The 26587-nt window shown below is 74.4% G+C and carries 25 protein-coding genes and 1 pseudogene; 11 read left to right on the forward strand and 15 right to left on the reverse strand.

Features of this window, described 5'->3' with window-relative positions; translation table 11 throughout:
• Positions 1–33: 33 nt before the first annotated feature.
• The 7 genes from ACZ7MY_RS23060 to ACZ7MY_RS23090 are packed head-to-tail and all read right to left on the reverse strand — an operon-like array spanning position 34 to position 8487.
• Complete coding sequence (locus ACZ7MY_RS23060) at positions 34–654, reverse strand: TetR/AcrR family transcriptional regulator (RefSeq protein WP_499604237.1); 621 nt, start codon at positions 652–654, stop codon at positions 34–36.
• Complete coding sequence (locus tag ACZ7MY_RS23065; RefSeq protein ID WP_499604240.1) at positions 642–1391, reverse strand: enoyl-CoA hydratase family protein; 750 nt, start codon at positions 1389–1391, stop codon at positions 642–644. The genes ACZ7MY_RS23060 and ACZ7MY_RS23065 overlap by 13 nt, the downstream gene beginning before the upstream one ends.
• A complete protein-coding gene (locus ACZ7MY_RS23070) occupies positions 1391–2971 on the reverse strand; it encodes a 4-coumarate--CoA ligase family protein (protein WP_499604242.1) in 1581 nt (526 codons plus the stop codon). The genes ACZ7MY_RS23065 and ACZ7MY_RS23070 overlap by 1 nt, the downstream gene beginning before the upstream one ends.
• A 30-nt stretch (positions 2972–3001) precedes the next feature.
• The gene (locus ACZ7MY_RS23075; protein WP_499604243.1) at positions 3002–4204 is read right to left on the reverse strand and encodes an acyl-CoA dehydrogenase family protein; all 1203 of its coding nucleotides are present in this window, start codon (positions 4202–4204) and stop codon (positions 3002–3004) included.
• A complete protein-coding gene (locus ACZ7MY_RS23080) occupies positions 4201–6117 on the reverse strand; it encodes an acetyl/propionyl/methylcrotonyl-CoA carboxylase subunit alpha (RefSeq protein ID WP_499604245.1) in 1917 nt (638 codons plus the stop codon). The genes ACZ7MY_RS23075 and ACZ7MY_RS23080 overlap by 4 nt, the downstream gene beginning before the upstream one ends.
• 13 nt (positions 6118–6130) lie before the next feature.
• On the reverse strand, positions 6131–7669 hold the full coding sequence (locus tag ACZ7MY_RS23085) for an acyl-CoA carboxylase subunit beta (protein ID WP_499604474.1): 1539 nt from the start codon (positions 7667–7669) through the stop codon (positions 6131–6133).
• A gap of 20 nt (positions 7670–7689) precedes the next feature.
• A complete protein-coding gene (locus tag ACZ7MY_RS23090) occupies positions 7690–8487 on the reverse strand; it encodes a TIGR03084 family metal-binding protein (protein ID WP_499604246.1) in 798 nt (265 codons plus the stop codon).
• Between the two features lie 199 nt (positions 8488–8686).
• On the opposite strand from ACZ7MY_RS23090, the gene ACZ7MY_RS23095 reads away from it, so the two are divergent.
• Positions 8687–9649, forward strand: coding sequence for an AEC family transporter (locus ACZ7MY_RS23095; protein ID WP_499604247.1), 963 nt, complete (start codon positions 8687–8689; stop codon positions 9647–9649).
• Positions 9650–9727: 78 nt separating this feature from the next.
• Positions 9728–10189: a GNAT family N-acetyltransferase gene (locus tag ACZ7MY_RS23100; protein ID WP_499604248.1), complete on the forward strand. Its 462-nt coding sequence runs from the start codon at positions 9728–9730 to the stop codon at positions 10187–10189.
• 55 nt (positions 10190–10244) lie between these two features.
• On the opposite strand, the gene ACZ7MY_RS23105 is transcribed toward ACZ7MY_RS23100, so the two are convergent.
• Both ACZ7MY_RS23105 and ddaH read right to left on the reverse strand, forming a co-directional pair.
• Positions 10245–11210, reverse strand: a complete 966-nt coding sequence (locus tag ACZ7MY_RS23105; RefSeq protein WP_499604250.1) for an acyl-ACP desaturase — start codon at positions 11208–11210, stop codon at positions 10245–10247.
• A gap of 89 nt (positions 11211–11299) precedes the next feature.
• A complete protein-coding gene (ddaH, locus tag ACZ7MY_RS23110; RefSeq protein WP_499604252.1) occupies positions 11300–12076 on the reverse strand; it encodes a dimethylargininase in 777 nt (258 codons plus the stop codon).
• 115 nt (positions 12077–12191) lie between these two features.
• On the opposite strand from ddaH, the gene ACZ7MY_RS23115 reads away from it, so the two are divergent.
• The 5 genes and pseudogenes from ACZ7MY_RS23115 (at position 12192) to ACZ7MY_RS23135 (ending at position 18430) form a co-directional block, all read left to right on the forward strand.
• On the forward strand, positions 12192–13832 hold the full coding sequence (locus tag ACZ7MY_RS23115; protein WP_499604254.1) for an ABC-F family ATP-binding cassette domain-containing protein: 1641 nt from the start codon (positions 12192–12194) through the stop codon (positions 13830–13832).
• A gap of 119 nt (positions 13833–13951) precedes the next feature.
• Entirely contained in the window at positions 13952–14440 is a 489-nt protein-coding gene (locus ACZ7MY_RS23120; protein ID WP_499604256.1) for a glutathione peroxidase, read from the forward strand.
• 14 nt (positions 14441–14454) lie between these two features.
• Positions 14455–15143: pseudogene (locus ACZ7MY_RS23125) on the forward strand (L,D-transpeptidase family protein).
• Positions 15144–15398: 255 nt separating this feature from the next.
• The gene (locus ACZ7MY_RS23130) at positions 15399–17465 is read left to right on the forward strand and encodes an FUSC family protein (protein WP_499604475.1); all 2067 of its coding nucleotides are present in this window, start codon (positions 15399–15401) and stop codon (positions 17463–17465) included.
• 44 nt (positions 17466–17509) lie between these two features.
• Complete coding sequence (locus tag ACZ7MY_RS23135; protein WP_499604258.1) at positions 17510–18430, forward strand: DMT family transporter; 921 nt, start codon at positions 17510–17512, stop codon at positions 18428–18430.
• Positions 18431–18464: 34 nt separating this feature from the next.
• Here ACZ7MY_RS23135 and ACZ7MY_RS23140 read toward each other — a convergent pair whose 3' ends face one another.
• Positions 18465–19385, reverse strand: coding sequence for a LysR family transcriptional regulator (locus tag ACZ7MY_RS23140; RefSeq protein WP_499604259.1), 921 nt, complete (start codon positions 19383–19385; stop codon positions 18465–18467).
• 118 nt (positions 19386–19503) lie between these two features.
• On the opposite strand from ACZ7MY_RS23140, the gene ACZ7MY_RS23145 reads away from it, so the two are divergent.
• Positions 19504–20403: an EamA family transporter gene (locus ACZ7MY_RS23145; RefSeq protein WP_499604261.1), complete on the forward strand. Its 900-nt coding sequence runs from the start codon at positions 19504–19506 to the stop codon at positions 20401–20403.
• Positions 20404–20479: 76 nt separating this feature from the next.
• On the opposite strand, the gene ACZ7MY_RS23150 is transcribed toward ACZ7MY_RS23145, so the two are convergent.
• On the reverse strand, positions 20480–21361 hold the full coding sequence (locus ACZ7MY_RS23150) for an SCO6745 family protein (protein ID WP_499604263.1): 882 nt from the start codon (positions 21359–21361) through the stop codon (positions 20480–20482).
• Between the two features lie 194 nt (positions 21362–21555).
• On the opposite strand from ACZ7MY_RS23150, the gene ACZ7MY_RS23155 reads away from it, so the two are divergent.
• Positions 21556–22212, forward strand: coding sequence for a pyridoxamine 5'-phosphate oxidase family protein (locus ACZ7MY_RS23155; protein WP_499604264.1), 657 nt, complete (start codon positions 21556–21558; stop codon positions 22210–22212).
• A gap of 6 nt (positions 22213–22218) precedes the next feature.
• On the opposite strand, the gene ACZ7MY_RS23160 is transcribed toward ACZ7MY_RS23155, so the two are convergent.
• Entirely contained in the window at positions 22219–22356 is a 138-nt protein-coding gene (locus tag ACZ7MY_RS23160) for a hypothetical protein (RefSeq protein ID WP_499604266.1), read from the reverse strand.
• Positions 22357–22519: 163 nt separating this feature from the next.
• Positions 22520–23299 (reverse strand): enoyl-CoA hydratase/isomerase family protein, encoded by a 780-nt coding sequence (locus ACZ7MY_RS23165; RefSeq protein WP_499604268.1) that lies wholly within the window; start codon positions 23297–23299, stop codon positions 22520–22522.
• A gap of 152 nt (positions 23300–23451) precedes the next feature.
• On the opposite strand from ACZ7MY_RS23165, the gene ACZ7MY_RS23170 reads away from it, so the two are divergent.
• Both ACZ7MY_RS23170 and ACZ7MY_RS23175 read left to right on the forward strand, forming a co-directional pair.
• A complete protein-coding gene (locus tag ACZ7MY_RS23170) occupies positions 23452–24060 on the forward strand; it encodes an HdeD family acid-resistance protein (protein WP_499604269.1) in 609 nt (202 codons plus the stop codon).
• A 211-nt stretch (positions 24061–24271) separates the two neighbouring features.
• A complete protein-coding gene (locus ACZ7MY_RS23175) occupies positions 24272–24763 on the forward strand; it encodes an ATP-binding protein (protein ID WP_499604271.1) in 492 nt (163 codons plus the stop codon).
• Between the two features lie 23 nt (positions 24764–24786).
• Here the strand turns inward: ACZ7MY_RS23175 and idi are convergent, their stop codons facing one another.
• A complete protein-coding gene (idi, locus tag ACZ7MY_RS23180; protein WP_499604273.1) occupies positions 24787–25395 on the reverse strand; it encodes an isopentenyl-diphosphate Delta-isomerase in 609 nt (202 codons plus the stop codon).
• A 111-nt stretch (positions 25396–25506) separates the two neighbouring features.
• A complete protein-coding gene (locus tag ACZ7MY_RS23185) occupies positions 25507–26457 on the reverse strand; it encodes a cation diffusion facilitator family transporter (RefSeq protein WP_499604275.1) in 951 nt (316 codons plus the stop codon).
• Positions 26458–26587 lie beyond the last annotated feature (130 nt).

The following is a 26587-nucleotide window of genomic DNA, read 5'->3' on the forward strand; positions in this document are numbered from 1 at the left end:
CGATCTTCTCACCGGCCACCGACAGCGGGCGACTCAGATTCCGCGGCGCAGCACCTCGTCCAGGACCGCCGACCACGCGCGGACGATGCCCGCGCGGCGGCCGCTGTCGTCGCTGAGCAGGTTCGCCAGCCCCAGGCCGCGTGCCATGTCGAGGGTGGCCTGCACGGTCTCCCTGACCCCGGCCACCGCCTCGTCCGCGTCCAGCATCTCCACGGCGAGCCGGTGCGCCTCCCGCCCGATGCGCGCCTCCAGCGCCGTGACCCGGGGCCGCAGTTGCTCCTCGTTGGCGGCCGCCACCCACAGGTGGAGCGCCGCCCGGAAGATCGGTCCCGTGTAGAGGTCGACGACCATGCCGACCACGGCGTGCGTGCGGTGCACGCCCTCGCCGGGGAGGGCGTGCGCGTGCTCCCGCAGGGCCACCAGCCACTGCTCGGCGACGAACTCGATCGCCCCGGTGAACAGGTCCTCGCGGGTGGGGAAGTGGTGCTGGGCCGCGCCCCGCGACACCCCCGCCCGCTCCGCGACCACCGTCACCGTGCTGCCCGCCCAGCCGTGTTCGGCCAGGCAGGCGACGGCCGCCTCCAGCAGCCGCTGCCGGGTGGCGCGGCTGCGGTCCTGCTTGGGCGTACGGGTGCCGGCGCTCACAGCGCCCATGGCGCGGCCCGCCGTTCGAGGAACGCGCGCATCCCCTCCGCCGCCTCGGGCGAACCGAACAGCCGGGCCGACCGCTCGGTCAGCGCCGTCGCGTCCCGGTCGAAGACGCGCAGCACCGCCGCGGTCGTCAGCGCCTTGGACTCGGCGAGCCCCTGCGGCGACGCGGCGCGCAGCCCCGCGAGGATGCCCTCCAGGGCCTCCTCCGGTGCGGCGACCAGGCCGGTGCGCACGGCCTCGGCGGTGTCGAAGACCTCGCCCGTCAGGTAGTGGCGGGCGGCGGCCCTGGCGTCCATGCGCGGCAGCACCGTCAGCGAGATCACGGCCGGGGCGAGGCCGAGCCGCGCCTCGGTGAAGGCGAAGCTCGCCCCAGGACCCGCCACCGGGACGTCACAGGCCGCCAGCAGCCCGAGGCCGCCGGCACGCACATGGCCCGTCACGTGCGCCACGACCGGCTTGGGCAGTTCCACGACCGCCCGCAGCAGGGCCACGAGCCGCCCCGGCCCCTCCGGCGACGCCGCCTCCTTCAGGTCCGCGCCCGCGCAGAAGGTGCCGCCGGTGTGCGTGAGCAGCACCGCCCGCGTTGCCGGGTCCTTGGCGGCCCGGGCCAGCGCGTCGGACAGCTCGTCGACCATGCGTGCGGACAGCGCGTTGCGGTTGTGCGGGGAGTCCAGCGTCAGCGTGGTGATCCCCCGGTCGTGCGCGCTCCGTACGAAGGGTGCCGCGGCGTCGCCGGTCATCAGGCCGTTCCCCTTTCCCGGTCGCGCAGTTCACGCCGGAGGATCTTGCCGCTGGCGGCCCTCGGTATGGCGTCGGTGAACTCCACCCGGCGCACCTTCTTGTACGGCGCGACCTGTGCCGCCACGTGCGCGATCACCTCGTCCGCGGTGAGCGCCGCGCCCGGCTGCGGCACCACGTACGCCTTCGGGACCTCGTTGCCGTCCTCGTCCACCACCCCGATGACGGCGGCGTCGGCCACCCTCGGGTCGGTGAGCAGCACGGCCTCCAGCTCGGCGGGCGGCACCTGGTAGCCCTTGTACTTGATCAGCTCCTTGACGCGGTCGACGACGTGCAGCCACCCGCCGGCGTCCATCCGGCCGACGTCGCCGGTGTGCAGCCACCCCTCGTCGTCGATCATGGCGGCGGTCTCCTCGGGCCGCCCGAGGTAGCCCTTCATGACCTGCGGACCACGGATGTGGATCTCCCCGGAGCCGTCGTCGCCGTCCTCGTCGTCGAGCGGCACGATGCGCATCTCCGTGCCGGGCAGCAGCTTGCCGACCGCGCCGGGCGGCGCGTCGCGCGCGTCCAGCGGCACCACATGGGTGCCCGGGGAGAGTTCGGTCATCCCGTACGCCTGAAGGATCGGCGGCAGTCCCAGCCGCTTCGAGCAGGCCCGGGCCAGCTCCGCGTCGAGCGGGGCCGCCGAGCACAGCACGTACTCCAGCGAGCTGAGGTCGTGCGCGGCGACCTCCGGGTGCTTGGCGAGCGCCAGCACGATCGGCGGGGCCACGAACAGCCCCTGCACCCGGTGGGTCGCCACCGCCTTCAGGAACTGCTCCAGGTCGAAGCGCGGCAGCACGACGACCGTGGCGCCCTTGCGCAGCGGGGCGTTCATGAGGGCGGTGAGCCCGTAGATGTGGAAGAACGGGAGCACGGCCAGGATGCGGTGCCCCGGTCCCATCGACAGGGTCGGGTCCAGCTGGGCCAGGTTGGTGGCGATGTTGCGGTGGGTCAGCATCACACCCTTGGGCACGCCGGTGGTGCCCGAGGAGTACGGCAGTGCGGCCACGTCCTCGCCCGGGTCGAACGCGATGTCCGGCTCGGGGGCCGTGGAGCCCAGCAGGTCGAGGACCGAGCGGTGGCCCTCGGCGCTGTCGCAGACCAGGATCTCCTTGACGCCGCCCACCTGGTCGGCGGCCTTGCGGGCGGTCTCCAGCAGGGGTGAGACGGTGACGATCCACGAGGCGCCGCTGTCCCGCAGCTGCCGCGCGAACTCCTCGGCGGTGGCGAGCGGATGCACCGTGGTGACGGCCGCGCCGGCGCGCGTGGCGCCGTAGAAGACCGGCGGGTAGGCGATGGTGTTCGGACTGTGCAGGGCGAGGACGTCACCCTTGCGCAGCCCCGACTCCGCCAGTGCCGCCGCGATGCGACGGGTGAAGGCGTCGAGCTGCGCGTAGGTGAGCGTCGTGCCCTCCACCCCGTCCACGAGCGCGGGCCGGTCGCCGAACTCGGCGGCGTGGCCCAGCACTGCCTCGTGGATCGGCAGGTCGATGGCGCGAACCGCGGGGTACTCGCTGTGGAACACGGCCGGCTGTGCCATGGCCGTTCCCCCCTCCTCGGTAGGACGTGCTCAGTAGGACTTGGGCAGACCCAGCGTGTGGTGCGAGACGTAGTTGAGAATCATCTCCCGGCTGACCGGCGCGATGCGACCCACGCGCGAGGCCGTGAGGAGGGAGGCCAGCCCGTACTCGGCCGTCAGCCCGTTGCCGCCCAGGGTGTGCACGGCCTGGTCGACGGCCTTCGCGCCGGCCTCGGCCGCCGCGTACTTCGCCATGTTGGCGGCCTCGCCGGCCGCCGTGTCGTCCCCCGCGTCGTACAGGAACGCGGCCTTCTGCATCATCAGCCGGGCCAGTTCCAGTTCGATGTGGGCCTGTGCCAGCGGGTGGGCGATGGCCTGGTGCGAGCCGATCGGGGCCTTCCACACCTGCCGCGTGCGGGCGTAGTCCACGGCCGCCGAGAGGGCGAAGCGGCCCATGCCGATCGAGAAGGCGGCCGTCATGACGCGCTCGGGGTTGAGGCCCGCGAACAGCTGCAGCAGCCCCGCGTCCTCGTCGCCGACCAGGGCGTCCGCGGGCAGCCGCACGTCGTCCATGTAGAGGTGGAACTGCTTCTCCGGCGCCGACAGTTCCATGTCGATCGGCCGGAACTCGAAGCCGGGAGTCTCCCGCTCCACGACGAACAGGCACGGCTTGAGCCTGCCCGTGCGCGCGTCCTCGGTGCGGCCCACGACGAGCGCCGCGTCGGCGATGTCGACTCCGGAGACGAAGACCTTGCGGCCCGTGAGCAGCCAGTCCGAGCCGTCCCGGCGGGCCGTGGTCGTCAGCCGGTGCGAGTTGGAGCCGGCGTCCGGCTCCGTGATGCCGAACGCCATGCGCAGGGAGCCGTCCGCCAGCCCGGGCAGCCAGCGGCGCTTCTGCTCCTCGGTACCGAAGCGCGCGATGACCGTGCCGCAGATCGCGGGGGAGACGATGAGCAGCAGCAGCGGGCAGCCCGCGGCGCCCAGTTCCTCCAGCACGATGGAGAGCTCGGCCAGGCCGCCGCCCCCGCCGCCGTGCTCCTCCGGCAGGTTGACGCCGAGGTAGCCCAGCGCCCCGGCCTCCTGCCACAGCTTGTCGGTGTGCCGGCCCTCGCGCACGGCGTCGAGGAAGTAGGAACGCCCGTAGCGGCGGCCCAGGTCGGAGACGGCCTTGCGCAGCGCGCGGCGCTCCTCGCTCTCCAGCAGGACGTTGTCGAAGGTGCCGGTCGGTCCGTTCCCGGCGGGCGTGGCGCTCATGGGGAGTCCTCCTCCTGGACGACGGCGAGTACGGTGCCGACGTCGACCTGGCGGCCGGCCTCGGCGTGCAGTGCGGTGAGCACGCCGTCCGCCGGGGCGGCGACGCGGTGCTCCATCTTCATGGCCTCCAGCCACAGCAGCGGCTGCCCGGCCGTCACCTTGTCGCCGACGGCGACCTCCGCGACGCGGACCACCGTCCCCGGCATCGGGGCCAGCAGCGAGCCCGGCGCGAGCTGCGCGACCGGGTCGGGGAAGCGCGGCAGCGCGGTGAAGCGGTGGGAGCCGGGGGCGAGCCCGCTGCCGGAGGCGGGGGGCACGTCGACGTACACCTCGTCCCCGTGGACCGCGACGTCGAAGGCGCGGCGCACTCCGGCCACCTCCAGCACGACCCGCTCCGGCGTCCGCTCCAGCAGGCGGACGTCCGGGTGGCCCTCGGCGATCAGGCCGTCGCGGCCGAGCCGGTAGCGGACCTCGTACTCCGCGCCCGCGGGCTCGGCGCGGTAGGTCTTGGACTGCGGCGCCGAGGGCAGGTTGCGCCAGCCGCCCAGCGGGTGGCGGCCGCATGCGTCGGCGAGAGCGGCCGCCAGGGCCGCCAGCCGCGCCGCGCCCTCGTCCCCGTCGGGGGCCGGGCCCAGACGTCCCAGGAAGGCCGTGGACACCCCTCCGGCGGCGAAGTCCGGGTCGCGCAGCACCCGTACGAGCAGGTCGCGGTTGGTCACCGGGCCGTGCACCCGGGCCCGCTCCAGGGCGCCGGCGAGCAGTCGCAGCGCCTGCGGGCGGGTGGGGGCGTGGGCGACGACCTTGGCGAGCATCGCGTCGTAGTGCACCCCGATCCGGTCGCCGTCCCCGAAGCCCGCGTCCACCCGCAGTCCCGGCGCCGACGGCACCTGGAAGCGATGCAGGACCCCGGTCTGCGGCTGCCAGTCGCGGGCGGGGTCCTCGGCGTACAGCCGGGCCTCGACCGCGTGCCCGGACGGCACCGGGGGAGCGGCCGGGATCCGCCCGCCCTCGGCGACGTCCAGTTGCAGCGCGACGAGGTCCACCGCGAAGACGCACTCGGTCACCGGGTGCTCCACCTGGAGGCGGGTGTTCATCTCCAGGAAGTACGGCCGGCCCTCCGGCGACACCAGGAACTCCACGGTCCCCGCGCCGACGTAGCCGATGGCCCGCGCCGCCGCCTCCGCCGCCTCGTGCAGCCTCCGGCGCAACTCCTCGCCGACGCCAGGTGCCGGGGTCTCCTCGATCACCTTCTGGTGCCGGCGCTGCACCGAGCAGTCGCGCTCGCCGAGCGTCCACACGGTGCCGTGGGTGTCCGCCAGCACCTGCACCTCGATGTGCCGGCCGTCCTCGACGTACGGCTCCAGGAACACCTCGCCGTCCCCGAAGGCGGACAGCGCCTCCGCACGGGCGGCGGCCAGTTCCCGCTCCAGCGCGGCCGCGTCCCGGACGACGCGCATGCCGCGGCCGCCGCCGCCCGCCGCCGCTTTCACCAGCACGGGCAGGTCGTCCGGCCCGGCCTCCAGGACGGGGACGCCGGCCTCGGCCATCAGCCGCTTGGCGCGGGTCTTGGAGCCCATCGCCTCGATGGCCTCCGGCGAGGGCCCGATCCAGGTCAGGCCCGCCGCGATGACGTCCCTGGCGAACCCGGCGTTCTCGGAAAGGAATCCGTAGCCGGGGTGGACGGCGTCCGCGCCCGCCGCGAGGGCGGCCTTCACGATGAGGTCGCCGCGCAGATAGGTGTCGGCGGGCGCGTCCCCCGGTAGCCGCACGGCGGCGTCCGCCTCCCGTACGTGCGGGGCGGCGGCGTCCGCGTCCGAGTGGACGGCGACCGTGGCGATGCCCAGGTCGCGGCAGGTGCGGAAGACACGGCGGGCGATCTCGCCGCGGTTGGCCACCAGCACTGATGCGATCACGGTCAGGTGCTCCTCACATCCGGAAGACGCCGAAGCCGCCGCGGGCGCCCTCGACCGGTGCGCTGTGGACCGCTGACAGGCACAGGCCGAGCACCGTGCGGGTGTCGCGCGGGTCGATCACCCCGTCGTCGTACAGCCGCCCCGACAGGAACATCGGCAGGGACTCGGACTCGATCTGCTGCTCCACCATCGCCCGCAGCCCGGCGGCGGCCTCCTCGTCGAAGGGCAGGCCCCGGGCGGCCGCCGACTGCCGCGCCACGATGGACAGCACGCCCGCGAGCTGCGCGGGCCCCATGACGGCCGACTTGGCGCTGGGCCAGGCGAACAGGAAGCGCGGATCGTACGCCCGGCCGCACATGCCGTAGTGCCCGGCACCGTAACTGGCGCCCATCAGCACCGAGATGTGCGGCACCCGCGAGTTGGACACCGCGTTGATCATCATGGCGCCGTGCTTGATGATGCCGCCCTGCTCGTACTCGCGCCCCACCATGTAGCCGGTGGTGTTGTGCAGGAACAGCAGCGGGACGTCGCGCTGGTTGGCGAGCTGGATGAACTGCGCCGCCTTCTGTGACTCTGCGCTGAACAGCACGCCCTGGGCGTTGGCCAGGATCCCGACGGGATAGCCGTGCACCTGAGCCCAGCCGGTGGCCAGGCTCGGCCCGTACAGCGGCTTGAACTCGTCGAACTCCGAGCCGTCCACGACCCGCGCGATGACGTCTCTCGGGTCGAAGGGCGTCTTCAGGTCGGCGGGGACGATGTCCAGCAGTCCGTCCTCGTCGTGGCGCGGCGGCTCGTATGCGGCGGCCGGGGCGGGGCCCTGCTTGCGCCAGTTGAGGCGGGCCACCACCCGCCGGGCGGTGCGCAGCGCGCCGGGCTCGTCCGGCGCGAAGTAGTCCGCGAGCCCGGAGACCCGCGCGTGCATGTCGGCGCCGCCCAGCGACTCGTCGTCGCTCTCCTCGCCGGTGGCCATCTTCACCAGCGGCGGGCCGCCGAGGAACACCTTGGAGCGCTCCTTGACCATGATCACGTGGTCGGACATCCCGGGGACGTACGCGCCGCCGGCCGTCGAGTTGCCGAACACGACGGCGACGGTGGGGATGCCGGCCGCCGACAGCCGGGTCAGGTCGCGGAAGAGCGCGCCGCCCGGGATGAAGATCTCCTTCTGGCTGGGCAGGTCCGCGCCGCCCGACTCCACGAGGTTGACCAGCGGGAGGCGGTTGGCGAGCGCGATCTCGTTGGCCCGCAGGGCCTTCCTCAGCGTCCACGGGTTGCTCGCCCCGCCGCGCACCGTGGGGTCGTTGGCGGTGATCACGCACTCGGTGCCCTCGATCACGCCGATCCCGGTCACCAGCGACGCGCCCACCGGGTAGTCGCTGCCCCAGGCCGCGAGCGGCGACAGCTCCAGGAACGGGCTGTCCTGGTCCAGCAGCAGTTCCACCCGCTCGCGCGCGGTCAGCTTCCCGCGCGACCGGTGCCGATCCACGTATTTGGGGCCGCCGCCGGCGAGCGCCTTCTCGTGCTCGGCCGACAGTTCGGCGAGGCGCTCCAGCATGGTCGTGCGGTTCTCGGTGTTCACGCCGTTCCTCCCTGACCCGGTGCGCGCCCCGCACCCGGCGGTCCGGCGAACGCCTGGGCGATGTCCAGCCAGCGGTCCGCGTCCGCGCCCTCGGCGCGCACGGCCAGGTCGGCACGGTGCCGGCGGCGGGTCGCCAGCAGGCACAGGTCGAGCGCCGGGCCCGTGACGCGCTGCGCGGCGTCCTGCGGGCCGTACGCCCACAGCGTGCCGTCGGGGGCGGTCAGTTCCACCCGGAACTCCCCGGCGGGCGGCGTCAGCCCGTTGACGGCGTACGCGTAGTCGCGGGCCCGTACGGCGATCCGCGCCACGTGCCGCAGGCGCGCGCTCGGCGCGCGCCGTACGCCGAGGGCGTCCGCGACGTCCTCGCCGTGCGCCCAGCTCTCCATGAGCCGGGCCGAGGCCATGGAGGCGGCGCTCATCGGCGGCCCGAACCACGGGAACCGCGTCCCGGGCGGCTGCGCCCGCAGCGCGGCCTGCAGTTCCGCCCGCCCCGAGCGCCACCGCGCGAGCAGTTCGGCGGGCGGGAGCGCCGCCCCCTCCGCGGCGCCGTCGTCGACGAAGGTGCCGATCGCGGCGGCGGCCTTCTCCACCACGGAGCCGAAGCCCTCCGGATCGGTGACCGCCAGCACGGACTGCCGGTCGGTCCAGGCCAGATGGGCGATCTGGTGCGCCACCGTCCAGCCCGGGGCGGGCGTCGGCGTCGCCCAGGCGTCCTCCGGGAGCGGCGCGACCAGGGCGTCCAGGCCCTCGCTCTCGTCCCGAAGGTCGTCCAGTACGGGTGTGGGGTCGGACAAGGGTCCCCCTGAATGACGCAGCGTCAGCGAAGCCGTGCGCGTTACAGGCTGGCACCGCGACCGGAAACAATCAAGCGTGCTTGCATGATTTTTCGCACGGGGCCGGGCGGCGGGCGTGCGACCGCCTGGTTGACTGCTCCGGGCCGCCCCGGAGACCCCGGAACGGCGCCCGACGGCCCACCGGACAACCCGAGGTCCCATGCACGCCCTGCCACCACTGCTATCCGGTTTCGTCCCCATATGGGCACTCAGTGCGACAGGCTACGTGGTGGGCCGCACCGGACTGCTGGGACCGCAGGCGGAGTCCGTGCTGGGGCGGTTCGTCTTCCACGTCGCGATGCCGGCCGCCCTGTTCACCATGGTCGCAGGCACGCCCCTGGACGCCTTCGCGAACACGTCCGTGATCGCCTTCGCGGCCGGCACGGCCCTGGCGTGCCTGCTCGGGTTCGCCGTCAGCCGGTGGCTCTTCGGACGGCGTCTGCCCGACCAGGCGATCGGCGGCATGGCGGCCGGATACGTCAACTCCGCCAACCTCGGCATCCCGGTCGCGGTGCAGCTGCTCGGCGACGCCTCGTTCGTCGCCCCGGTGCTGCTGTTCCAGGTGCTGCTGGTGACCCCGGTGATCCTGACCGTCCTCGACGCGGGCACCGGTGGTGCCGCCGGGCGGCGGCGGGGAGGCGGCGGTGCCGCCCGCCTGCTCCTGGTGCCGCTGCGCACCCCGGTCATCCTGGGCGCCGCCCTTGGCTGCGTGATGTCCGCGGCCGGCTGGCGGCTGCCCGCCGCGCTCGGTCACTCGATCGGGCTGCTCGGCGGGGCGGGCGTGCCGACTGCGCTGATCACCCTGGGCATGTCGCTGCACGGCCGCCCGCCCGCCACGGGCAAGGCGTTCCGGGCGGAGGTCGGTGCCACCGTCCTGATCAAAACCCTCGTCCAGCCCCTGGCCGCGTTCGCGGTGGGCAGCCTCGTCCTGCACCTGCCGGCGCATCAGCTCTTCGCGGTGGTGATCCTCTCCGCGCTGCCGAGCGCCCAGAACGTCTTCGTCTACGCCCGCCAGTACGACCTGAGCACCGCCCTCGCCCGCGACGCGGTTATGCTCTCCACGCTGCTCTCGATGGTGACGCTCTCCGCCGCGGCCTGGATCCTCGGCCTGGCGCACGCCTAGGCGCCGCCGTTGCCGCCCGCGCGCGTGGGGAGCGGGAAAACCGGTGACGCACGGCCTCCGTCCTGGCACGCTCGTGGCATGGAAGGCGTCGTGGTCCGCCCGGCGCGCCCGGAGGAACTGCCGTTCCTGGACGCGCTGGTGCTGCGGTCGAAGTCGCACTGGGTGGGCGGCCGCGTGGCGGACGTCCCCGATGTGACGCCGAGGCTCCAGGCGACGGACATCGCCGCACGGCACGTCACGGTCGCCGCGAGGGGCGGGGTGCCCATCGGCTTCTACACGCTCAACGAGCACGCGGACTACCTGGGGATCGGGCTGCTGTTCGTCGACCGCCCGTTCATCGGCACCGGGGTCGGGCGCCTGCTGTGGGACGACCTGGTACGGCGGGCGGTCGCGCTGGAGGCGCGTCTGCTCGGGGTCGGCGCGGACCCGCGGGCCGAGGGCTTCTACCTGCGGATGGGCATGGTGAGCCGGCACGGGTTCGAGCACGGCGGGGAGCGCCTGGTCTGGATGGTGGCGGACGTCGCCATGGTGGCGGGCTGACCGCCCCGCGACGGTGGGCGCCTCCAGGGAGGCGCCCACCTTGCGGACGGGCCGGTCAGGCGCGGGCGGCCCGCCGGGCCAGCAGCGCGTCCCTGCGCTCCTCGAACTTGCGGGCCTGGCTGTCCAGTTCGCCCATGAAGAAGCCCAGCTCCTCCTGTGCCTTCAGGCCCTCGGCGCCCAGCCCCGGCGTCTCCAGCACCTTCAGGTGCCGCAGCACGGGCTGGAGCACGTCGTCGTGGTGGATGCGGAGGTTGTAGATGCCGCCGATGGCGATCCGCGCCGCGGAACGCTCGAAACCGGGCATTCCGTGCCCCGGCATCCGGAAGCCGACGACCACGTCGCGGATGGCCTGCATCGTCTGGTCCGGCGCCAGTTGCAGCGCCGCCGCCAGCAGGTTGCGGTAGAAGACCATGTGCAGGTTCTCGTCGGTCGCGATCCGTGCCAGCATGCGCTCGCACAACGGGTCACCGGACTCGCGGCCGGTGTTGCGGTGCGAGATGCGGGTGGCCAGTTCTTGGAAGGCCACGTACGCCACCGAGTGCAGCATGCTGTGCGCGTTGTCGGACTCGAAGCCGTCCGACATGTGACGCATGCGCAGCCGCTCCAGCTCCACCGGGTCGACGGCCCGCGTGGTGAGCAGGTAGTCGCGCATGACGATGGCGTGCCGGCCCTCCTCCGCGGTCCAGCGGTGGACCCAGGTGCCCCACGCGCCGTCCCGGCCGAAGAGGGTGGCGATCTCGTGGTGGTAGCTGGGAAGGTTGTCCTCCGTGAGGAGGTTGACCACCAGCGATATCCGGCCGATCTCGGTGACCTTCGACTGCTCGGGCGCCCAGGCCTCGCCGCCCATCAGCCCGTCGAAGTCACGCCCCTGGCTCCACGGAACGTACTCGTGGGGCATCCACTCCTTGGCCGCCGTCAGGTGACGGTTGATCTCGGTCTCGACGACCTCTTCCAAGGCGTACAGCAGCCTGGTGTCGCTCCATGCTTCCGATCCGGTGCTCTGGGACGGGGCAATGGTCACGCTGGGCTCCTGAGGGCTCGCTGAGGGTGCCTACGGAATCGTAAGTTACGAAACCGTAGGTTAGGTGCCACTCAAAAGGCAACCCGCCGTCAGACGTACGGCTCCCGCAGGCGGACGGACAGGCAGGTCACACATCCCTCGAGCTTCTCGAACTCGCCGATGTCCACCAAAACGGGCTCATATCCCATGCCGGCCAGGAGTTCCGCGGTGCGCGGCGCGCTCGCCGCCATCAGCAGCCGGCCACCGCCGAGCAGCACCACGTGCGCGCCCGGCTCCTCCGGAACCGGAAGGAACCGGGAGAAAGCCGACGGGTCGTCAACCAGCGGCGGGTACCCGATGACCGTGCCGTCGGGCAGCGCCGTAACCGCGGACTTCAGGTGCAGCACCTTGGTGACGGGTACGGCCACCACCCGGGCTCCCAGGGGCTCGAACGCCGACCGCACCTGCCGCACCCCCTCGGCGTCGGTCCGCCCGCCCCGCCCCACGTACACGGTGTCGCCGGACTTGAGCACGTCCCCGCCGTCCAGCGTGCCCGGCGCGCGCACCCGCTCGACCCGGAGCCCCAGCGCCGTGACCGCCTCCTCGGCCCCGGCCGTCTCCGGGCGCCGGGAGGGGGCACCGGACCGGGCCAGCAGCGCGACGCCGCGGAAGACGACCACCGCGTCCTCCACGAAGACGGCGTCCGGGCAGTCGTCGGCCGCCGGCACCTCCACCGTCTCCCAGCCGTCGGCGCGCAGCGCCGCCACGTACCCCTCCCACTGGCGAACGGCGAGCCCCGGGTCGACGGGGGAGCGCGCGAGGTGGGTCACCAGCCCTTCGGCGAGCCGCGGGCCGGGACGGCGGACGAGGGCCTTCCTGCTCGGCACGGTACGTTCCCTCCCTGGACGGGGCGGCCGTCGGCCGCACCGGGCGGTGCGCAGCGGCCGTGGTGGGTCCGGGCCGCGGGGCTCGGGCCTGCGGGGCGATAGCATCAGCAGCCTGATGAGTGCCACTCTTGTCGTCAAGGATCTCGCCGCAGGCCACGGGGACCGCGTCCTGTTCTCCGGACTCGACCTCGTCGTCGCCCCCGGCGACGTCATCGGTCTGGTCGGGGCCAACGGTGCCGGGAAGTCGACGCTGCTGCGCCTGCTCGCGGGCCTGAGCGCGCCCGAGCAGGGGCAGCTGCGGCTCAGCCCGCCCACCGCGACCGTCGGCCACCTCCCGCAGGAACCCGATCGCCGCCCGGGCGAGACCGTACGGGCCTTCCTCGCCCGGCGCACCGGAGTGGCCGCCGCCCAGGCCGCGCTCGACACCGCCACCCAGGCGCTGGTCGACGGGACGCCCGGAGCGGACGACGCCTACAACGACGGCCTGGAGCGCTGGCTCGCCCTCGGCGGCGCGGACATCGACGAACGGGCCGAGGAGGTGGGCGAGGCGCTCGGCCTCGGCGTCGGCCTCGACACGCCCATGACGGCCCTTTCCGGCGGGCAGGCCGCCCGCGCGGGCCTGGCGTCGCTGCTGCTGAGCCGCTACGACGTCTTCCTGCTGGACGAGCCCACCAACGACCTCGACCTGGACGGCCTGGAGCGCCTGGAGACCTTCGTCAGGGGCCTCAAGGCGGGCACCGTCCTGGTCAGCCACGACCGCGAGTTCCTGACCCGCACCGTCAACCGCGTCGTCGAACTCGACCTCGCCCAGCAGGAGGTCAACACCTACGGCGGCGGCTACGCCTCCTACCTGGAGGAGCGCGATACCGCCCGGCGGCACGCCCGCGAGGCCTACGAGGACTACGCCGACACCAAGGCGGGCCTGGAGTCCCGTGCCCGCATGCAGCGCAACTGGATGGAGCACGGCGTCCGCAACGCCCGCCGCAAGGCGACCGACAACGACAAGATCGGCCGCAAGCTGCGCGCGGAGTCCACGGAGAAGCAGGCCGCCAAGGCCCGGCAGACCCAGCGCATGATCGAACGGCTCGACGTCGTCGAGGAGCCCCGCAAGGAGTGGGAGCTGCGCATGGAGATCGCCGCCGCGCCCCGCGCGGGCGCGGTCGTCGCCACGCTGCGCGGCGCGGAGGTCCGCCGCGGCCCGGAGTTCACCCTCGGGCCGGTCGACCTGCAGGTCGACTGGGCGGACCGGGTCGCCATCACCGGCGCCAACGGCTCCGGCAAGTCGACCCTCCTGGCCGCCCTCCTGGGCCGGGTGCCCCTCGACGCGGGCGCGTCCCACCTCGGCCCCGGCGTCGTCGTCGGCGAGGTCGACCAGGCCCGCAAGCTGTTCCACGGCGGCGAGTCGCTGCTGGACGCCTTCGGCGCCGAGGTCCCCGACACGGCCCCCGCCGACGTGCGCACCCTGCTGGCCAAGTTCGGGCTCAAGGCCGCCCACGTACTGCGTCCCGCCGCGACCCTCTCCCCCGGGGAGCGCACCCGGGCCGCCCTCGCCCTCCTGCAGGGCCGCGGGGTCAACCTCCTCGTCCTCGACGAGCCCACCAACCACCTCGACCTGCCCGCCATCGAGCAGCTCGAGTCCGCGCTCGGCTCCTACGACGGCACCCTGCTGCTGGTCACCCACGACCGCCGCATGCTGGAGGCCGTGCGCACCACCCGCCGCATCCGGGTCGACGCCGGCCGCGTCACCGAGCACTGACGCCGGGCGGCGGTCGCGGTCGCGCCCGCAACCCCTTCCCGTGGGAAGATCGGCAACGTGACCGGGGTTGAATGGACGACCTGTGGTCAGTCCACGCCCGAACGAGGAGAGACAACGACGTGAGCATCTACGACATCCCGCTGCGCACCCTCACCGGGGAGCCCGCCTCCCTCGGCGACCACCGGGGCAAGGCCCTGCTGATCGTCAACGTGGCCTCCAAGTGCGGTCTGACCCCGCAGTACGAGGGCCTGGAGCGGCTGCAGAAGCGGTATGCCGACCGCGGGTTCACCGTCCTGGGCGTCCCCAGCAACCAGTTCGCGGGCCAGGAGCCGGGCACGGCCGAGGAGATCGCGACCTTCTGCTCCGCGACCTACGGCGTGAGCTTCCCGCTCTTCGAGAAGTCCGACGTCAACGGTGACGACCGGCACCCGCTGTACGCGGCGCTGACCGAGACCGCTGACACCGAGGGCCAGGCGGGCGACGTGCAGTGGAACTTCGAGAAGTTCCTCGTCGCCGCCGACGGCCGGGTGGTGGGCCGCTTCCGCCCCCGCACCGAGCCCGAGGCCGACGAGGTCGTCGCCGCCATCGAGGCGCACCTCCCCGCTTGAGCCTGCGCGCGGCACTGACCCGCCTCGCCGTGCCGGCCGTCGTGGCCGGCACGGCGGCAGCGGTGCCCTGGGCACCGCCCGCGCTGCCGGACCGGATGACGGACACCGGCGGCGGCACCCAACTGATCACCGCCGTCGCCGCCTCCCCGGGGGCCACCACCGGGACCCTGACCTGGTGGGACCGCCGCGACGGCCGCTGGGCCGCCGCGGGATCCGCGGCCGCCCGCTTCGGCGGGGGCGGCCTCGTCGAGGGCGGGAAGCGGGTGCAGGACACCTCGACCACCCCGACCGGCCTGTACGACCTGCCGTTCGCGTTCGGCACCGAGCCGGCGCCTCCCGGCACGACGACCCGGTACCTGCCGGTCACCGAGGACTCCTGGTGGTGCCAGGACAACGCCTCGGACTCCTACAACCGCTGGGCCGAACCCCTGCCCGAGGACTGCGCCCCGAGGAGTCCGAGCACCTCGCCGACTTCGGGAAGCAGTACGCGCACGCACTCGTCATCGGCTTCAACTACCGCACCCCGGTCCGCGGACGCGGCGCCGGGATCTTCCTGCACGTGAACGGCCGCGCCGCCACGGCGGGTTGCGTCTCCGTCCCTGCGGACGCCATGCGCCGCGTCCTGGCCTGGGCCGACCCGGACCGTTACCCCCACATCGCCATCGGCACCGAGTCGGGCGCGACCGCGGTCACGCGCTACTAGGCCGGTCGCCTGTCGCCGGAGCGGCTCCGCGGTTCGGCCGTGCCCTCCGTACCGCGGGCTGCCGGGCCGATGCGGCCCCTCCCGGTCCGGCGGCCGGGGGGTGCCGCGGCCCGGGGGACCCGCACGCGGGCCGCCAGGGCCCGGGGCCGGACCGGGGAAGCCGCGGCCGATAGGCTGAGGAAGCGGAGGCGACGGCGCGACACCCCGCCGGCCTGTGTCCTTGCCCGCCGCCGAGATCGTTCTCGTCCCGTGAGGATGCCCGTGCTGCCCCGTGGCCCCGGCCGCCGACCCGTCGCCCTGCCGTCCTGGCTGGCCCATCCACTGCGCTGGCAGCGGGGGCCGGTGCCCTGGCCGGCAGTGCTGCGCGGGGCACTCGCGGCGGGGCCGCTGCTGGCGGCGGGGATCGGGCTGGGACGCGTCGAGATCGGGGTGATGGCCGGGCTCGGGGCGCTGTTCGCGGGCTTCAACGACCTGCCGGGCACCCGCAGGACGGGCGTCGTCCACATCGGGCTGCCCGCCCTCGTGGCCGCGCTCGGGGTGCTGGCGGGGGCCCTGACGCAGCAGGCCCTGACCGGCTGGTGGGTGCTGCCGGTGCTGTTCGCGGCGGGCGCGGCCTCGGGCGCGGTCAGCGTGGTCGGCCCGGTCTGCTCGCGGGCGGCCATGCAGGGGCTGGCCGCCACCGTGCTCGGGATGGGACTGTCCTTGCCCGGCGGCCCCGGCTACAAGGCGCTGTGCTTCCTTGCCGGGGCGGGCTGGCTGCTCCTGCTGCGGCTCGTCCTGCGCCCGCCCCGTTCGGCGGGCGGCGCGCTGGACGGCGAGCGCGCCTCGCTGGCCCGGATCTTCGACGCCCTCGCGGACGCCCTCGACGCCGTCGGCGGCCCTGGCGCGGAGGCCGCGCGGCGGCGGCTCAGCGCCGCCCTGGACCGCGGCGACGAGGCCGTCCGGCTGCGCCGGCTGAGCCGGCGGCTGCTGCGCCGGCCGGCGAGCCCCGAGGAAGTGCTGCTCGCGGAGCGCTTCGGCGTGGCCACCGAGCTGACCGACGCCGCCGCGGCCCTGCTCTGGGAGGCCCGGCCCTTGCCGCCCCGCACCGGGGACGGCCCCCGGCGGCTCGCCCTGGCGGTGCGGACGGGAACGCCGCCCGGCCCGCTCCCGGCGCCGGGGACGACCACCGCGGCCCGCGCCGCGTTCGACGCCATGATGCTGCACGCCGCCGCCGTCTTCGCCCGTACGGTGCCCGCCGCGGACCGCCCCGAGGACGCCGCGCCGCTCCCCGCCCGCGGGTCGGTCCCGATGCTGCGCCGGCGCGTCCTCGGTCCCGTGGGCCGCGAGTACGGACTGAAGGTCGCGGTGTGCGTCACCGCGAGTGCGGCCGTGGCCCTGGCCCTGCGCGCGGACCACTGGTACTGGCTGCCGCTCACGGCCGCGTTCCTCGTGAAGCCCGACATCGGCCCGCTGTTCTCCCGGGTCGTCAACCGCTTCCTCGGCACGGTCCTCGGCGTCCTGGTCTTCGCCGCGCTCGCCGCGCCCCTGGGCGGCGGGATCTGGTGGACCGCGGTCTGTGCCTGCGTGGCGGGCGCGCTCCTGCCCTTCGCGGCCCGCCACTTCGCGCTGCAGACCACCGCCGTCACGATCATGGTGCTGGCGTTCGTCTGGGTCGGAGGCGACACCCAGGCGGCCCTGACCAGGCTGCTGGACACCGCGATCGCCTGCGCCATCGTCGTCGTCGTGGGCCACCTGCCACCGCTCACCGACCCCACCGCACGGGTCGGTCACCTGCTGGCCGTCGCCCAGCGGCGCACGCGCGACTACCTCGAGCACGTCCTGACCGTGCCCGCCGGCGAGCGGCCCGAGGAACGCAGGGTGCTGCGCCGGGCGGCCTACAGCGCCCTGGGCGAGGCCCGCGCCGCCGCCGAGACCCTCGCCGCCGAGCTGCCCTCCCGGCACGGCGGCAACGGCGACTGGTTCCGGGTGGTCGCCGCCTCCGAACGGATCGTGGACGCGACCACCGCATGCGTCGTCCGAATGGAGCAAGGCGCCCCGCGTCCCTCGCCCCGCGAGGGAGCCCAGGTGGTCGCCGCGCTGACGGCGGTCGCCGACACCCTGGACGGCCGGGGCGCGTTCACGGACTCCCCGGAGCTCCCCGCGGCCCCGGAGTGCGAGACCGTCGCCGACGTCGTCGCCGAGCTGCACCTCATCCGCCGCCTCGTGGCGCTCCTGCCCCTGCCCGCGCGGGGCGGGGGCACCACGGGGCACCCCGCCGTGACCGTGCCCGCCGGCGGCCGGGAACCAGGGGCGGACAATCGTCGCGATCAAGACGGGTGAGGGGCTAAGGTCGGGCCAGTCGGCGACACCGGGAGGTTGACGAGGTGGCCGTATTCCTGCTCGGGGTGGGGGCCGCTTGCTGTCTGGGGCTCGGCTTCGTCCTCCAGCAGCTCGCCGCCCAGCGCGCTCCGCTGTCCGACTTCCTCTCCTTCAGACTGCTGCTGGACCTCATGCGGATGCCGCAGTGGCTGCTCGGCGTCCTCCTGATGATCTGCGGCATGCTGCTCAGCGCACTCGCGCTCACCAAGGGCGAGGTCTCCCTCGTCGAGCCGCTGACCGCGACCAACCTGCTGTTCGCGATGGCGCTCTCGCGCCGCCTCACCGGGCAGAGACTCGGGTGGCACGGCTGGTCGGGCGTGGCGCTGCTGGCGCTCGGAGTGACGGCGTTCATCGTGGCGGGCCGTCCCTCCGGCGGCGGGCCACCCGCGGGGGCGCTGCGCCACTGGCTGGTGGTCGGCGTCGTCGTCGGCCTGGCGCTGCTCCTGGTCGCCTGCGCACGGCGGCTGCGCCCGTCACCCGAGGCGACGGTCCTCGCGCTCGCCGCGGGCCTGCTGTACGGCCTCCAGGACGCCCTGACCCGGATCTCCGGCCAGGTCGCCCAGGACGAGGGCGTCGGCTCGCTCCTCGTGCACTGGCAGCCGTACGCCGTCGTCGTCATGGGCCTGACCGGGCTGATGCTCGTGCAGAGCGCCTTCGAGACGGCCCCGCTGCGCATGTCGCTGCCCGCGCTGACCGCCGCCCAGCCGCTGGCCGGGATCGCCTGCGGCGTCGGCTTCCTCGGCGACCGCGTACGCGTCACGCCCGGCGCGCTGGCCTGGGAGGCGGCGGGGCTCGCCGCGATCGCGGTGGGCGTCGTGCTGCTCGGCCGCCACCCGGCGATGCCGTGCGCGCACGGTACGTCCCGGAAGGACGCGGCGGGCTCCGCCGGCGGATCCGGCGAGGAACCCGTCAGGGTCGTCCGCTGACCCCTTGATTCCGTTCACCGGTCGCCCGGACCGCTCACCCCGTGAGCAGCCGGGCGACCGTCGCGATGGGGGGCCACGACCACTGACCGGCGCGCGCCACCAGGAAGTGCCGCCGCGTGCCCACCAGCGGGTCCAGCGGCCGGGTCACCACGTCGTCGCGCTGCCGTTCCACCCCCGACTCGGCGAGCAGCGCCACGCCGAGCCCCGCTCCGGTGAGCAGGTTGACCAGGTGCAGGCTGTCGACCCGGTGGACGATCCGCGGGGTGAAGCCGGCCATCGCGCACACCCGCTGCACCAGCTCGTCGTCGTCGCTGCCGCGCGAGTTGGTGATCCACCCCGCCCCGGACAGCCTGCCCAGCCCGGACAGCGGCACCGGCCCGCCCGGTCCCGGGTCGCCGGGGTGCCCGTCCGGCAGCAGCAGCACCATCGGCTGCGTGGCGAACTGCCGGGCACCGAGGCCGTCCGGCACCGGGCGCGGCACCAGGCTGTAGTCGTAGACGATGCCGAGGTCGACGTCCCCGGACAGCAGCAGCGCGAGGGTCTGCTCCGGCTCGTGCTCGTACAGCTGCACCTCGACGCGCGGGTGCTCCGCGCGCAGCCGCCCGAGCGCGGGCACGACCGTGGGCTCGACGGCGCTGACGAAGCTCGCCAGCCGCACCCGGCCGACCGGACCGGACTCCCCGCGCAGCTCGGCCCGGGCCTCCTCGACCGCCGCGAGGATCCCCACGGCGTGCGCGACCAGGCGCTCGCCCGCCGGCGTCAGCCGCACCCGGCGGCCGACCGGGGTGAGCAGCCGGGTGCCGACCTCCTGCTCCAGGACGGCGAGGTGCTTGGAGACCGCCGAGGTGCCGTACCCGGTGCGCTCGGCGACGGCCGCCATGGTGCCCAGGCGGCTCAGCTCCACCAGCAGGCGCAGCCGGCCGAGGTCGGGGAGCTGGCCGGACGTCTCGATCATCCACCGATCGTAAACAATGCATCCGCCAATGACTCGTGGACAGAAACAACCGGCGCCGTATCCAATGGGTGCCGTGTTCCCGCCGCATACTTTTACGTCACGCCGCATACCTGGTGCCGTGCTGATCCTGGCCGCGATGACCGTGCTGCACACCGGCAGCGCCCTGACGACCGAGCTCTTCGACGACATCGGCCCGGCCGGCACCACGTGGCTGCGCGTCGGCTTCGCCGCGCTGCTGCTGCTCGCCTTCACCGGCCGCTCGCTCTGGCCCGCGCTGCATGCCGCACCGCGCCGCGACCTGGCGGCGGTCGTCCTGCTCGGCGCGGTCAGCGGCGCCATGATGCTGCTCTTCTCGGAGGCCGCCGCACGCATCCCCCTGGGCACGGCGACCGCCCTGGAGTTCCTCGGGCCGCTGGCCGTCGCCGTCGCCTCGCTGCGGCAGCGCCGCGAACTCGCCTGGCTACTGCTCGCGGCAGTCGGCGTCCTGTGCCTCACCTCCCCGTGGCAGGGCGGCGCCGACGTGGCGGGCGTCCTCTTCGGCGTCGCCTCAGGCGGGTGCTGGGCGCTGTACGTGATCGGCACCCAGCACGTCGGAAGCCGCTTCCCGGCGCAACACGGCCTCGCCGTCTCCCTCGGCGTCGCCACGGTGTTCACCGCGCCCTTCGGCGCGCCTGGCGTGGTGTCGGGCGCCACGTGGCCGGTCGTGGCGGCGGTCGCGGGCATCGCCGTCCTGATGCCGCTGGTGCCCTTCCTGCTGGAGATGAAGGCCCTGCAGCGGATCGGCACGACCGCCTACGGAACCCTCGCGGGCATGGAACCCGCGGTCAGTCTGCTCGCCGCGATGGTGCTGGTCTCCCAGGTCCCCACCGGCCTGCAGGCGGCGGGGACGGCCCTGGTCGTCGTCGCCGGGATCGGCGCCGCCCGGGGCGAGAAACGTGCGGCGGACCACCCCGCCCGCGAGGTCACCCGCAGCGGGACGCCCGACCCCGACCCCGCCCCGGCGGCCCCCGCACCCTGACCCCGGTGCCGTGTCGATGTGTCGACACCGCCCGTCGACAGCCTCCGCGGCGCCGGGCTCGGGGTGCGCCGTGCCCTCAGCCCTTGCCGAAGTGCTGCAGGGGGAAGCCGCCGTTGCCCAGGACGCGGTGGGTGAGCGCGCCGGCGAGGGAGGTGAGGCGGTCGACCGCGGCGGCGCCGAGGTGCTCGTAGGGGCCGCGGTCGAGGCGGTCGGTCACGCCCTCGATCTCGCGGCGCAGTTCGACGCCGCGGTCCGTGAGCTCGCCCGCCGCGTCGAGGAGGCCCCGCTCGCGGAGCCCGTCCTGGGCCGCGGCCCAGTCCTCGGCGGACCAGCCGCGGCTGCGCTGCACGAAGCCGGGGCTGAAGCCCTTGCCGGTGGCGGTGTGGGTCACCAGGGCTTCCAGCCCGTTCAGGCCGGCCGCGGCCAGGGCGGCGAGGTGCCCGTCGCCCCGGTGCTCCCGCAGCAGGGTGGCGGCGTGCCACAGCGTCAGGTGCGGCGGCTCCGGCACGGTCAGGTCCGCGTTCGCGGCGTACAGCGGCCTGGCCTCGCGCGTGCACGCCTCGGTGGCCCGCAGCGCCAGGCGGGCGGCGTCGGCGAGGTCGGCGGAGGCGATGACCTCCGGCCCCAGCAGCCGCGTCAGGACGGCGTCCGCGATGCGCAGCCGGGCCTCGAGGACCGCCTCCGGGGTCGCGACGTCCCAGGCGCGCGGGATGACCGGGGCGATGATCGCGTGGTTGAAGTTGTAGAAGGTGGCGGTGACCGTCCCCGCCGCGACGGCGCCCAGCGGGGCGGCCCGCCCGGCGAAGTAGGCCATGGCGCCGCGCTCCAGGCCGAGTGCCGTGAGCTCACGGTCGTACTCGGGCGAGAAGTACACGACCGAGTGCAGGGGGTTGAGGCTGTTGTGGCAGCGCCGGCCCGCGCGCGGTTCCAGCGCGGGGGCGGGGACGGTGGCGGTCATGGCAGCAGGTTACCGACCGGTCGGCATGTCGCCGAGCCCCGGGTCCGCGAAGCACTGAATCCGTCGCACAGACGGCCACGGCCACCGATTCCGCGGAAAGTGTGGCGACAGGATGTTGGTATGGCTAGCCTCGGCGCCCAGTAACCACGACCCCCGGAGGCCCGCCCGTGCCAGCCCCCGACCGCACCCTCCGCGTGACCGACCGCACCCGCCACCGCCGCCTCCGCGAGCAGGGCAGCGTCGCCCGTGACGACCTGGACGCCGTGCTGGGCCCGGGCTTCGTCTGCCACCTCGCCGTCGTCGTCGACGGCACGCCGCTGGCCCTGCCCACCGTCTACGGGTACGACGCCGCCGCGGGCACCCTCTACCTGCACGGCTCCGTGGCGAGCCGCAGCCTGCGCCGGGCCCCGGGCGCCCCGGTGTGCGTCACCGTGACCCACGTCGACGGCCTGGTCCTGGCCCGTTCCGTCTTCGAGCACGGGGTCAACTACCGCAGCGCGATGGTCCTCGGCACGCCCCGCACCGTCACCGACCCCGAGGAGAAGCTGCACGGACTGCGCGTGCTGACCGAGCAGTGCGCCCCCGGGCAGTGGGACCACGCCCGGCGGCCGGACCGCCGCGAACTCGCCGCGACGACCCTGCTCGCGCTGGCCACCGACGAGGCCTCGGTCAAGTTCCGTACGGGCCCGCCCGGCGACGGCGACGGGCCCGACGCCGCACTGCCCGTGTGGGCGGGCGTCCTGCCCCTCACCACCACCCGGGGCACCCCTGTCCCCGACCCCGCCCTGCGCCCGGGCGTGCCCCTGCCTCCGCACCTGTCGAACCCCACCGGCCCGGGTCCCGGCAGCTGACCCACGTCAGCCCGTGACCCCGGCCTGTGCCGTCGCGGTCACCCGGAAGCCGTGCAGTTCGACGTCCCAGATGTCCACCGCCGGCTCCAGGAGACCGTCCTCGTCGGCGGCAGGCGGTGCATCGGCCGGTTCCCAGTCGTCCACGACGACGCGATGGCCCGGGCGGACAAGGGCGACCAGCGCGGCAGCCGGGTCGGCCCCACCCGCGGGTGGTCGTGGAGCGGCTCGGCGGTCGCGCCATCCGCTACCGGTCCTGACACCCGGAGGGCACGTGCCGAGTCGTTGAGCCGGCGTCACCGGGGCGCGTTCAGCCGCGTCCCACCGTCCAGGTGAAGCGGGGCTCGCGGCGTTCCAGGAACGCCGCCACGCCCTCGGCCGTCTCCTCGCTGCGCTCCGCCTGGCGGGCCCAGTGGGCGACCCGCCCCGGGTCGGGTTCCGGCGCGGTGAACTCCTTGGCCGCCGCCTGCGTCAGCAGCGAACGGGAGGCGAGCACCGCCGTGAACTCCTCGACCCGCTTGTCCAGTGCGTCCGCCGCCAGCACCTCGTCCACCAGCCCGGTCCGCAGCGCCCGTTCGTGGTCGATCAGCTCCGCGGAGAACAGCAGGTGCTTCGCCGTCGAGGGTCCCACCAGGCCGACCAGCCGCCGCGTGGAGGACGCCGGGTAGACGATGCCCAGCCGTGCCGGGGTGACCCCGAAGCGCGCCCCCTCCGCGGCGAACCGCAGGTCGCAGGCGGCCGCGAGCTGGCAGCCGCCGCCCACGCAGGAGCCGCGGATCGCGGCCAGGGTCGGCTTGGGGAACGCCGCGAGGGCCTCCTCCGCGCCCACGGCCGCGCTTTGCGCCGCGCCGGAACCACTCGCCGGGTCGCGCAGGTCGGAGATGTCGGCGCCGGCGCAGAAGGTGTCACCGGCCCCGGTGAGCACCAGGACGCGCACGGCCGGGTCCGCCGCGAGGCCGTCGAGCAGGGCGGGCAGCTCCCGCCACATCGCCACCGTCATCGCGTTGCGCTTGGCCGGGTGGCTGATGGTCACCGTGGCGGTGGCGCCCACCGTGCGCACCACCAGGCCGGGTCCGGACGGCTCGGACATGCCCGCATCCCTCATCTCGTCGTCGTCCGGCCGGCGGCGGAGATCGCGGAGGCCGCCGGACGGGGATCCTATCCCGGTCCGTGCCACGGCAAATCGGGTATACGAGCTGTAGCTCCCGACTGGCTCCCGACGAGCGCAAGGAGGCGGCGGCCATGGCACCGTTCAAGGGACGGAAGAGGCATCCGGAGCCCCCGGAGGCCGGGATCAAGCGCAGTTTCGGCTGGGTCGCCGCCCTCGGGGCGGTCCTGGTCGTGGGCGGCCTGGTCGGGCTGTGCTACGTGGGCTTCGCGACCATCACCTCGATGCTGCTCTTCGGCTGGCTGCTACTGGTCGGCGGCGTCGTCGGCCTGGTGCAGGCGGTGCAGAACCGCAACAGCAACTTCTTCTGGCTCGCCCTGGTCGTCGCCGCCCTCTACATCGCCGCCGGGGTCGTCGTGATCCGCAATCCCGAACAGACGGCGGCCGCCCTCACCATGTTCGCCGCGCTGCTCTTCCTGACCGGCGGGATCTTCCGGCTCTTCGGCGGCATGGTGGTGCGCGGGCCGCACATGGTCTGGACGCTCATCCAGGGCGCCGTCGGCATCCTGCTGGCGATCCTGGTCCTCGCCGACTGGCCGGACAGCAGCGTCTACGTCATCGGCGCCTTCTTCTCGCTGGCGCTGCTCTTCGACGGGCTCGGGCTGCTCGGCGCCGGTCTCGGCGGCCGGCGGATCGTCGGCATGGTCGCCGACGCCCGGGACGCCCCGCTGACGCGTCAGTGAACCGGAACGGCCGGATCAGGAGGGTTCACCGGTCCGACACGTCCGGTCGTCCCGGGTCGGACGTGGTCGAAAGATGCGGATTTACGGTCAGCGGCTCGGGGTGGGCCCTCCACCTGCCGACACTCGATCCGTGAGGCGGACCCCGCCGCCGCCGTGGGCGGCCCGTGGGGACCGCGGGGTGCATCGCGCGAATGCGAGGGTGAAGACCGCCATGGACGTACGCGGGAGCGTCCCGCCCCCCGATCCGGTGCCCCCGGTGGCGCCGGATGTCCCGCGCCCGTACGAGGGCGTGTGGCGCTTCACCGCCCCCGCACTGGACTCCTCCGTGCCGCAGGCCCGGCACGCCGTACGGGAGCTGATCGTCCGCCAGGGCGTGCCGGTCACCGAGGAACTGCTGCACGGCCTGCTGCTGATCGTCTCCGAGCTGGTCACCAACGCGGTGCGGCACGCCGCGCTGCTCTCGCCGGAGATCGCGGTGGAGTTCGCCGCGGGCGTGGACTGGGTACGGGTGGCGGTCGAGGACAACCACCCGTACCGGCCCAAGGCCCTCCAGGTCGACGACGCCGACACCGGCGGGCGCGGCCTGCTGCTGGTCAAGACGGTCACCGCGGAGGCGGGCGGGATGTGCGACGTCCAGCAGACGACGACCGGCGGCAAGGTCATCTGGGCCGCGCTCCCGCTGCCGCCCGGCCTGGTGCACTGACCGCACGGACGGCGCGGGCGGGACTACCAGCCCGCGTCGCCCGTCAGCTCGCGGACCGCGGGCAGCGCGGCGTCGAGCACGGTCGGGAACCAGGCCGAGAACGGTCCTTCGGCGCGGAGCGCGGCGAGCCCGGCGGGCGACACGAACGCGGTCTCGCCGATCTCCTCCGGGTCCGGGTCCAGCGGCGCGGTCACCAGGCCGACGAAGAGGTGGTTGTACTCCTGCTCGACCAGGCCCGACGCGGGGTCCGGGTGGTTGTAGCGGACCGTACCGGCCTCCCGCATCAGCGCGGGCGCCACGCCGAGCTCCTCGGCGGTGCGGCGCGCGGCGGCGACGAAGGGCGCCTCACCCGGGTAGGGGTGGCCGCAGCAGGTGTTCGACCAGACCCCGGGGGAGTGGTACTTCCCGGCCGCCCGGCGCTGCAGCAGCAGCCTGCCCTCGCCGTCGAAGAGGAAGACCGAGAACGCCCTATGGAGCCGCCCCGGCGGCAGGTGTGCCGACAGCTTCTCCGCGGTGCCGATCGTCGCACCGGTCTCGTCGACCAGCTCGAGGAGGATCGGTGCCGGGGCACCGTTGGAGGAGGGGTCCGCGGCGGGGGTGCGGGGCCGGTCGGCGGCGGGGCTCGTGGGCATGGCCATCCTTTGCTTCGACGACAAGACCTCAGTTTGCCTCACGCGGGGACGCACGGTGCGGTTGCAGCGAGTTGTCGTATGGTGACACTTCGTCGCGGCCGTGGCGTGCCCTCAGTGGCACAGCCGCGCCTCGTGCTCCGCGTGTCCCACCGGCTCCAGCTGGAAGGTGCAGTGCTTCACGTCGAAGTGGGTGCCGAGGCAGCTCTGCAGGTCGTGCAGCATCTTCTCGTGGCCGACCGCGTCCAGGACGTCCCGGCTGACCACGACGTGGGCGGAGAGCACCGGCATCCCGGAGGTGATCGTCCACACGTGCAGGTCGTGCAGCCCCGCCACCCCGGGCAGCGCCAGGATGTGCGCGCGCACGTCGGCCATGTCCACGTCCTTGGGCGCCGCCTCCAGCAGGACGTCGATCGCCTCGCGCAGCAGCCGCCACGTCCGCGGGACGATCATCAGACCGATCAGGATCGAGGCCATTGGGTCCGCCCGCTGCCAGCCCGTGGCCAGGATCACCAGCGCCGCCACGACAACGGCCAGCGAGCCCAGCGCGTCCGCCGCGACCTCCAGGAAGGCGCCCCGGACGTTCAGGCTCTCGCGCTGCCCGCCCATCAGCAGCACCAGGGACACCGAGTTCGCCACCAGGCCGACCGCACCGAAGACGACGGTCAGCCCGCCCTCGACCTCGGTGGGCGTGATCAGCCGGCGGACCGCCTCGTAGAAGATGAAGGCGCCCACGCCGAACAGCAGCACCGCGTTGGCCACGGCCGACAGGATCTCGGCGCGCGCCAGACCGAAGGTGCGGCGCTCGCTCGGCGGACGGTTGGCGAAGTGGATGGCCACCAGCGCCATCGCCAGGCCCGCCGCGTCGGTCGCCATGTGCCCGGCGTCGGCGAGCAGGGCCAGCGAACCGGTGAGCGCGCTGCCCGCGACCTCCGCCACCAGGACGAGCAGGGTGATCCCGAGGGCCGTGCGCAGCCGCCCGCGGTACGCGGCGGCCGCCGTGCCCGTGGTCGCCGACCGCGGCCCGTGCGGGTGGCCGTGGCCGTGCGCGTGCCCTGCGCCCATCGCCCGACACTCCCGTCCGACGCCCCCCGCGCGACGGCGTGCCCGCGCGCGGAGACCGGCGAGCCCAGTGAACAACGGTCACCGTCCGTGGGCAACTCGCCGACCGGTGACCGCCGTCAGCCGTGGTGAC

It is taken from the genome of Streptomyces sp. NPDC111520, from assembly GCF_055635295.1.

Bases quoted from the DNA above. Each gene is read 5' to 3' on its own strand.
- idi (WP_499604273.1), bottom strand. From the start codon at position 25,395: ATGCCCACGAGCCCCGCCGCCGACCGGCCCCGCACCCCCGCCGCGGAC.
- ACZ7MY_RS23095 (WP_499604247.1), top strand. From the start codon at position 8,687: ATGCACGCCCTGCCACCACTGCTATCCGGTTTCGTCCCCATATGGGCA.
- ACZ7MY_RS23130 (WP_499604475.1), top strand. From the start codon at position 15,399: ATGCCCGTGCTGCCCCGTGGCCCCGGCCGCCGACCCGTCGCCCTGCCG.
- ACZ7MY_RS23070 (WP_499604242.1), bottom strand. From the start codon at position 2,971: ATGGCACAGCCGGCCGTGTTCCACAGCGAGTACCCCGCGGTTCGCGCC.
- ACZ7MY_RS23075 (WP_499604243.1), bottom strand. From the start codon at position 4,204: ATGAGCGCCACGCCCGCCGGGAACGGACCGACCGGCACCTTCGACAAC.
- ACZ7MY_RS23100 (WP_499604248.1), top strand. From the start codon at position 9,728: ATGGAAGGCGTCGTGGTCCGCCCGGCGCGCCCGGAGGAACTGCCGTTC.
- ACZ7MY_RS23065 (WP_499604240.1), bottom strand. From the start codon at position 1,391: ATGACCGGCGACGCCGCGGCACCCTTCGTACGGAGCGCGCACGACCGG.
- ACZ7MY_RS23185 (WP_499604275.1), bottom strand. From the start codon at position 26,457: ATGGGCGCAGGGCACGCGCACGGCCACGGCCACCCGCACGGGCCGCGG.
- ACZ7MY_RS23165 (WP_499604268.1), bottom strand. From the start codon at position 23,299: ATGTCCGAGCCGTCCGGACCCGGCCTGGTGGTGCGCACGGTGGGCGCC.
- ACZ7MY_RS23115 (WP_499604254.1), top strand. From the start codon at position 12,192: ATGAGTGCCACTCTTGTCGTCAAGGATCTCGCCGCAGGCCACGGGGAC.
- ACZ7MY_RS23175 (WP_499604271.1), top strand. From the start codon at position 24,272: ATGGACGTACGCGGGAGCGTCCCGCCCCCCGATCCGGTGCCCCCGGTG.
- ACZ7MY_RS23150 (WP_499604263.1), bottom strand. From the start codon at position 21,361: ATGACCGCCACCGTCCCCGCCCCCGCGCTGGAACCGCGCGCGGGCCGG.
- ACZ7MY_RS23060 (WP_499604237.1), bottom strand. From the start codon at position 654: ATGGGCGCTGTGAGCGCCGGCACCCGTACGCCCAAGCAGGACCGCAGC.
- ACZ7MY_RS23140 (WP_499604259.1), bottom strand. From the start codon at position 19,385: ATGATCGAGACGTCCGGCCAGCTCCCCGACCTCGGCCGGCTGCGCCTG.
- ACZ7MY_RS23170 (WP_499604269.1), top strand. From the start codon at position 23,452: ATGGCACCGTTCAAGGGACGGAAGAGGCATCCGGAGCCCCCGGAGGCC.
- ACZ7MY_RS23085 (WP_499604474.1), bottom strand. From the start codon at position 7,669: ATGCTGGAGCGCCTCGCCGAACTGTCGGCCGAGCACGAGAAGGCGCTC.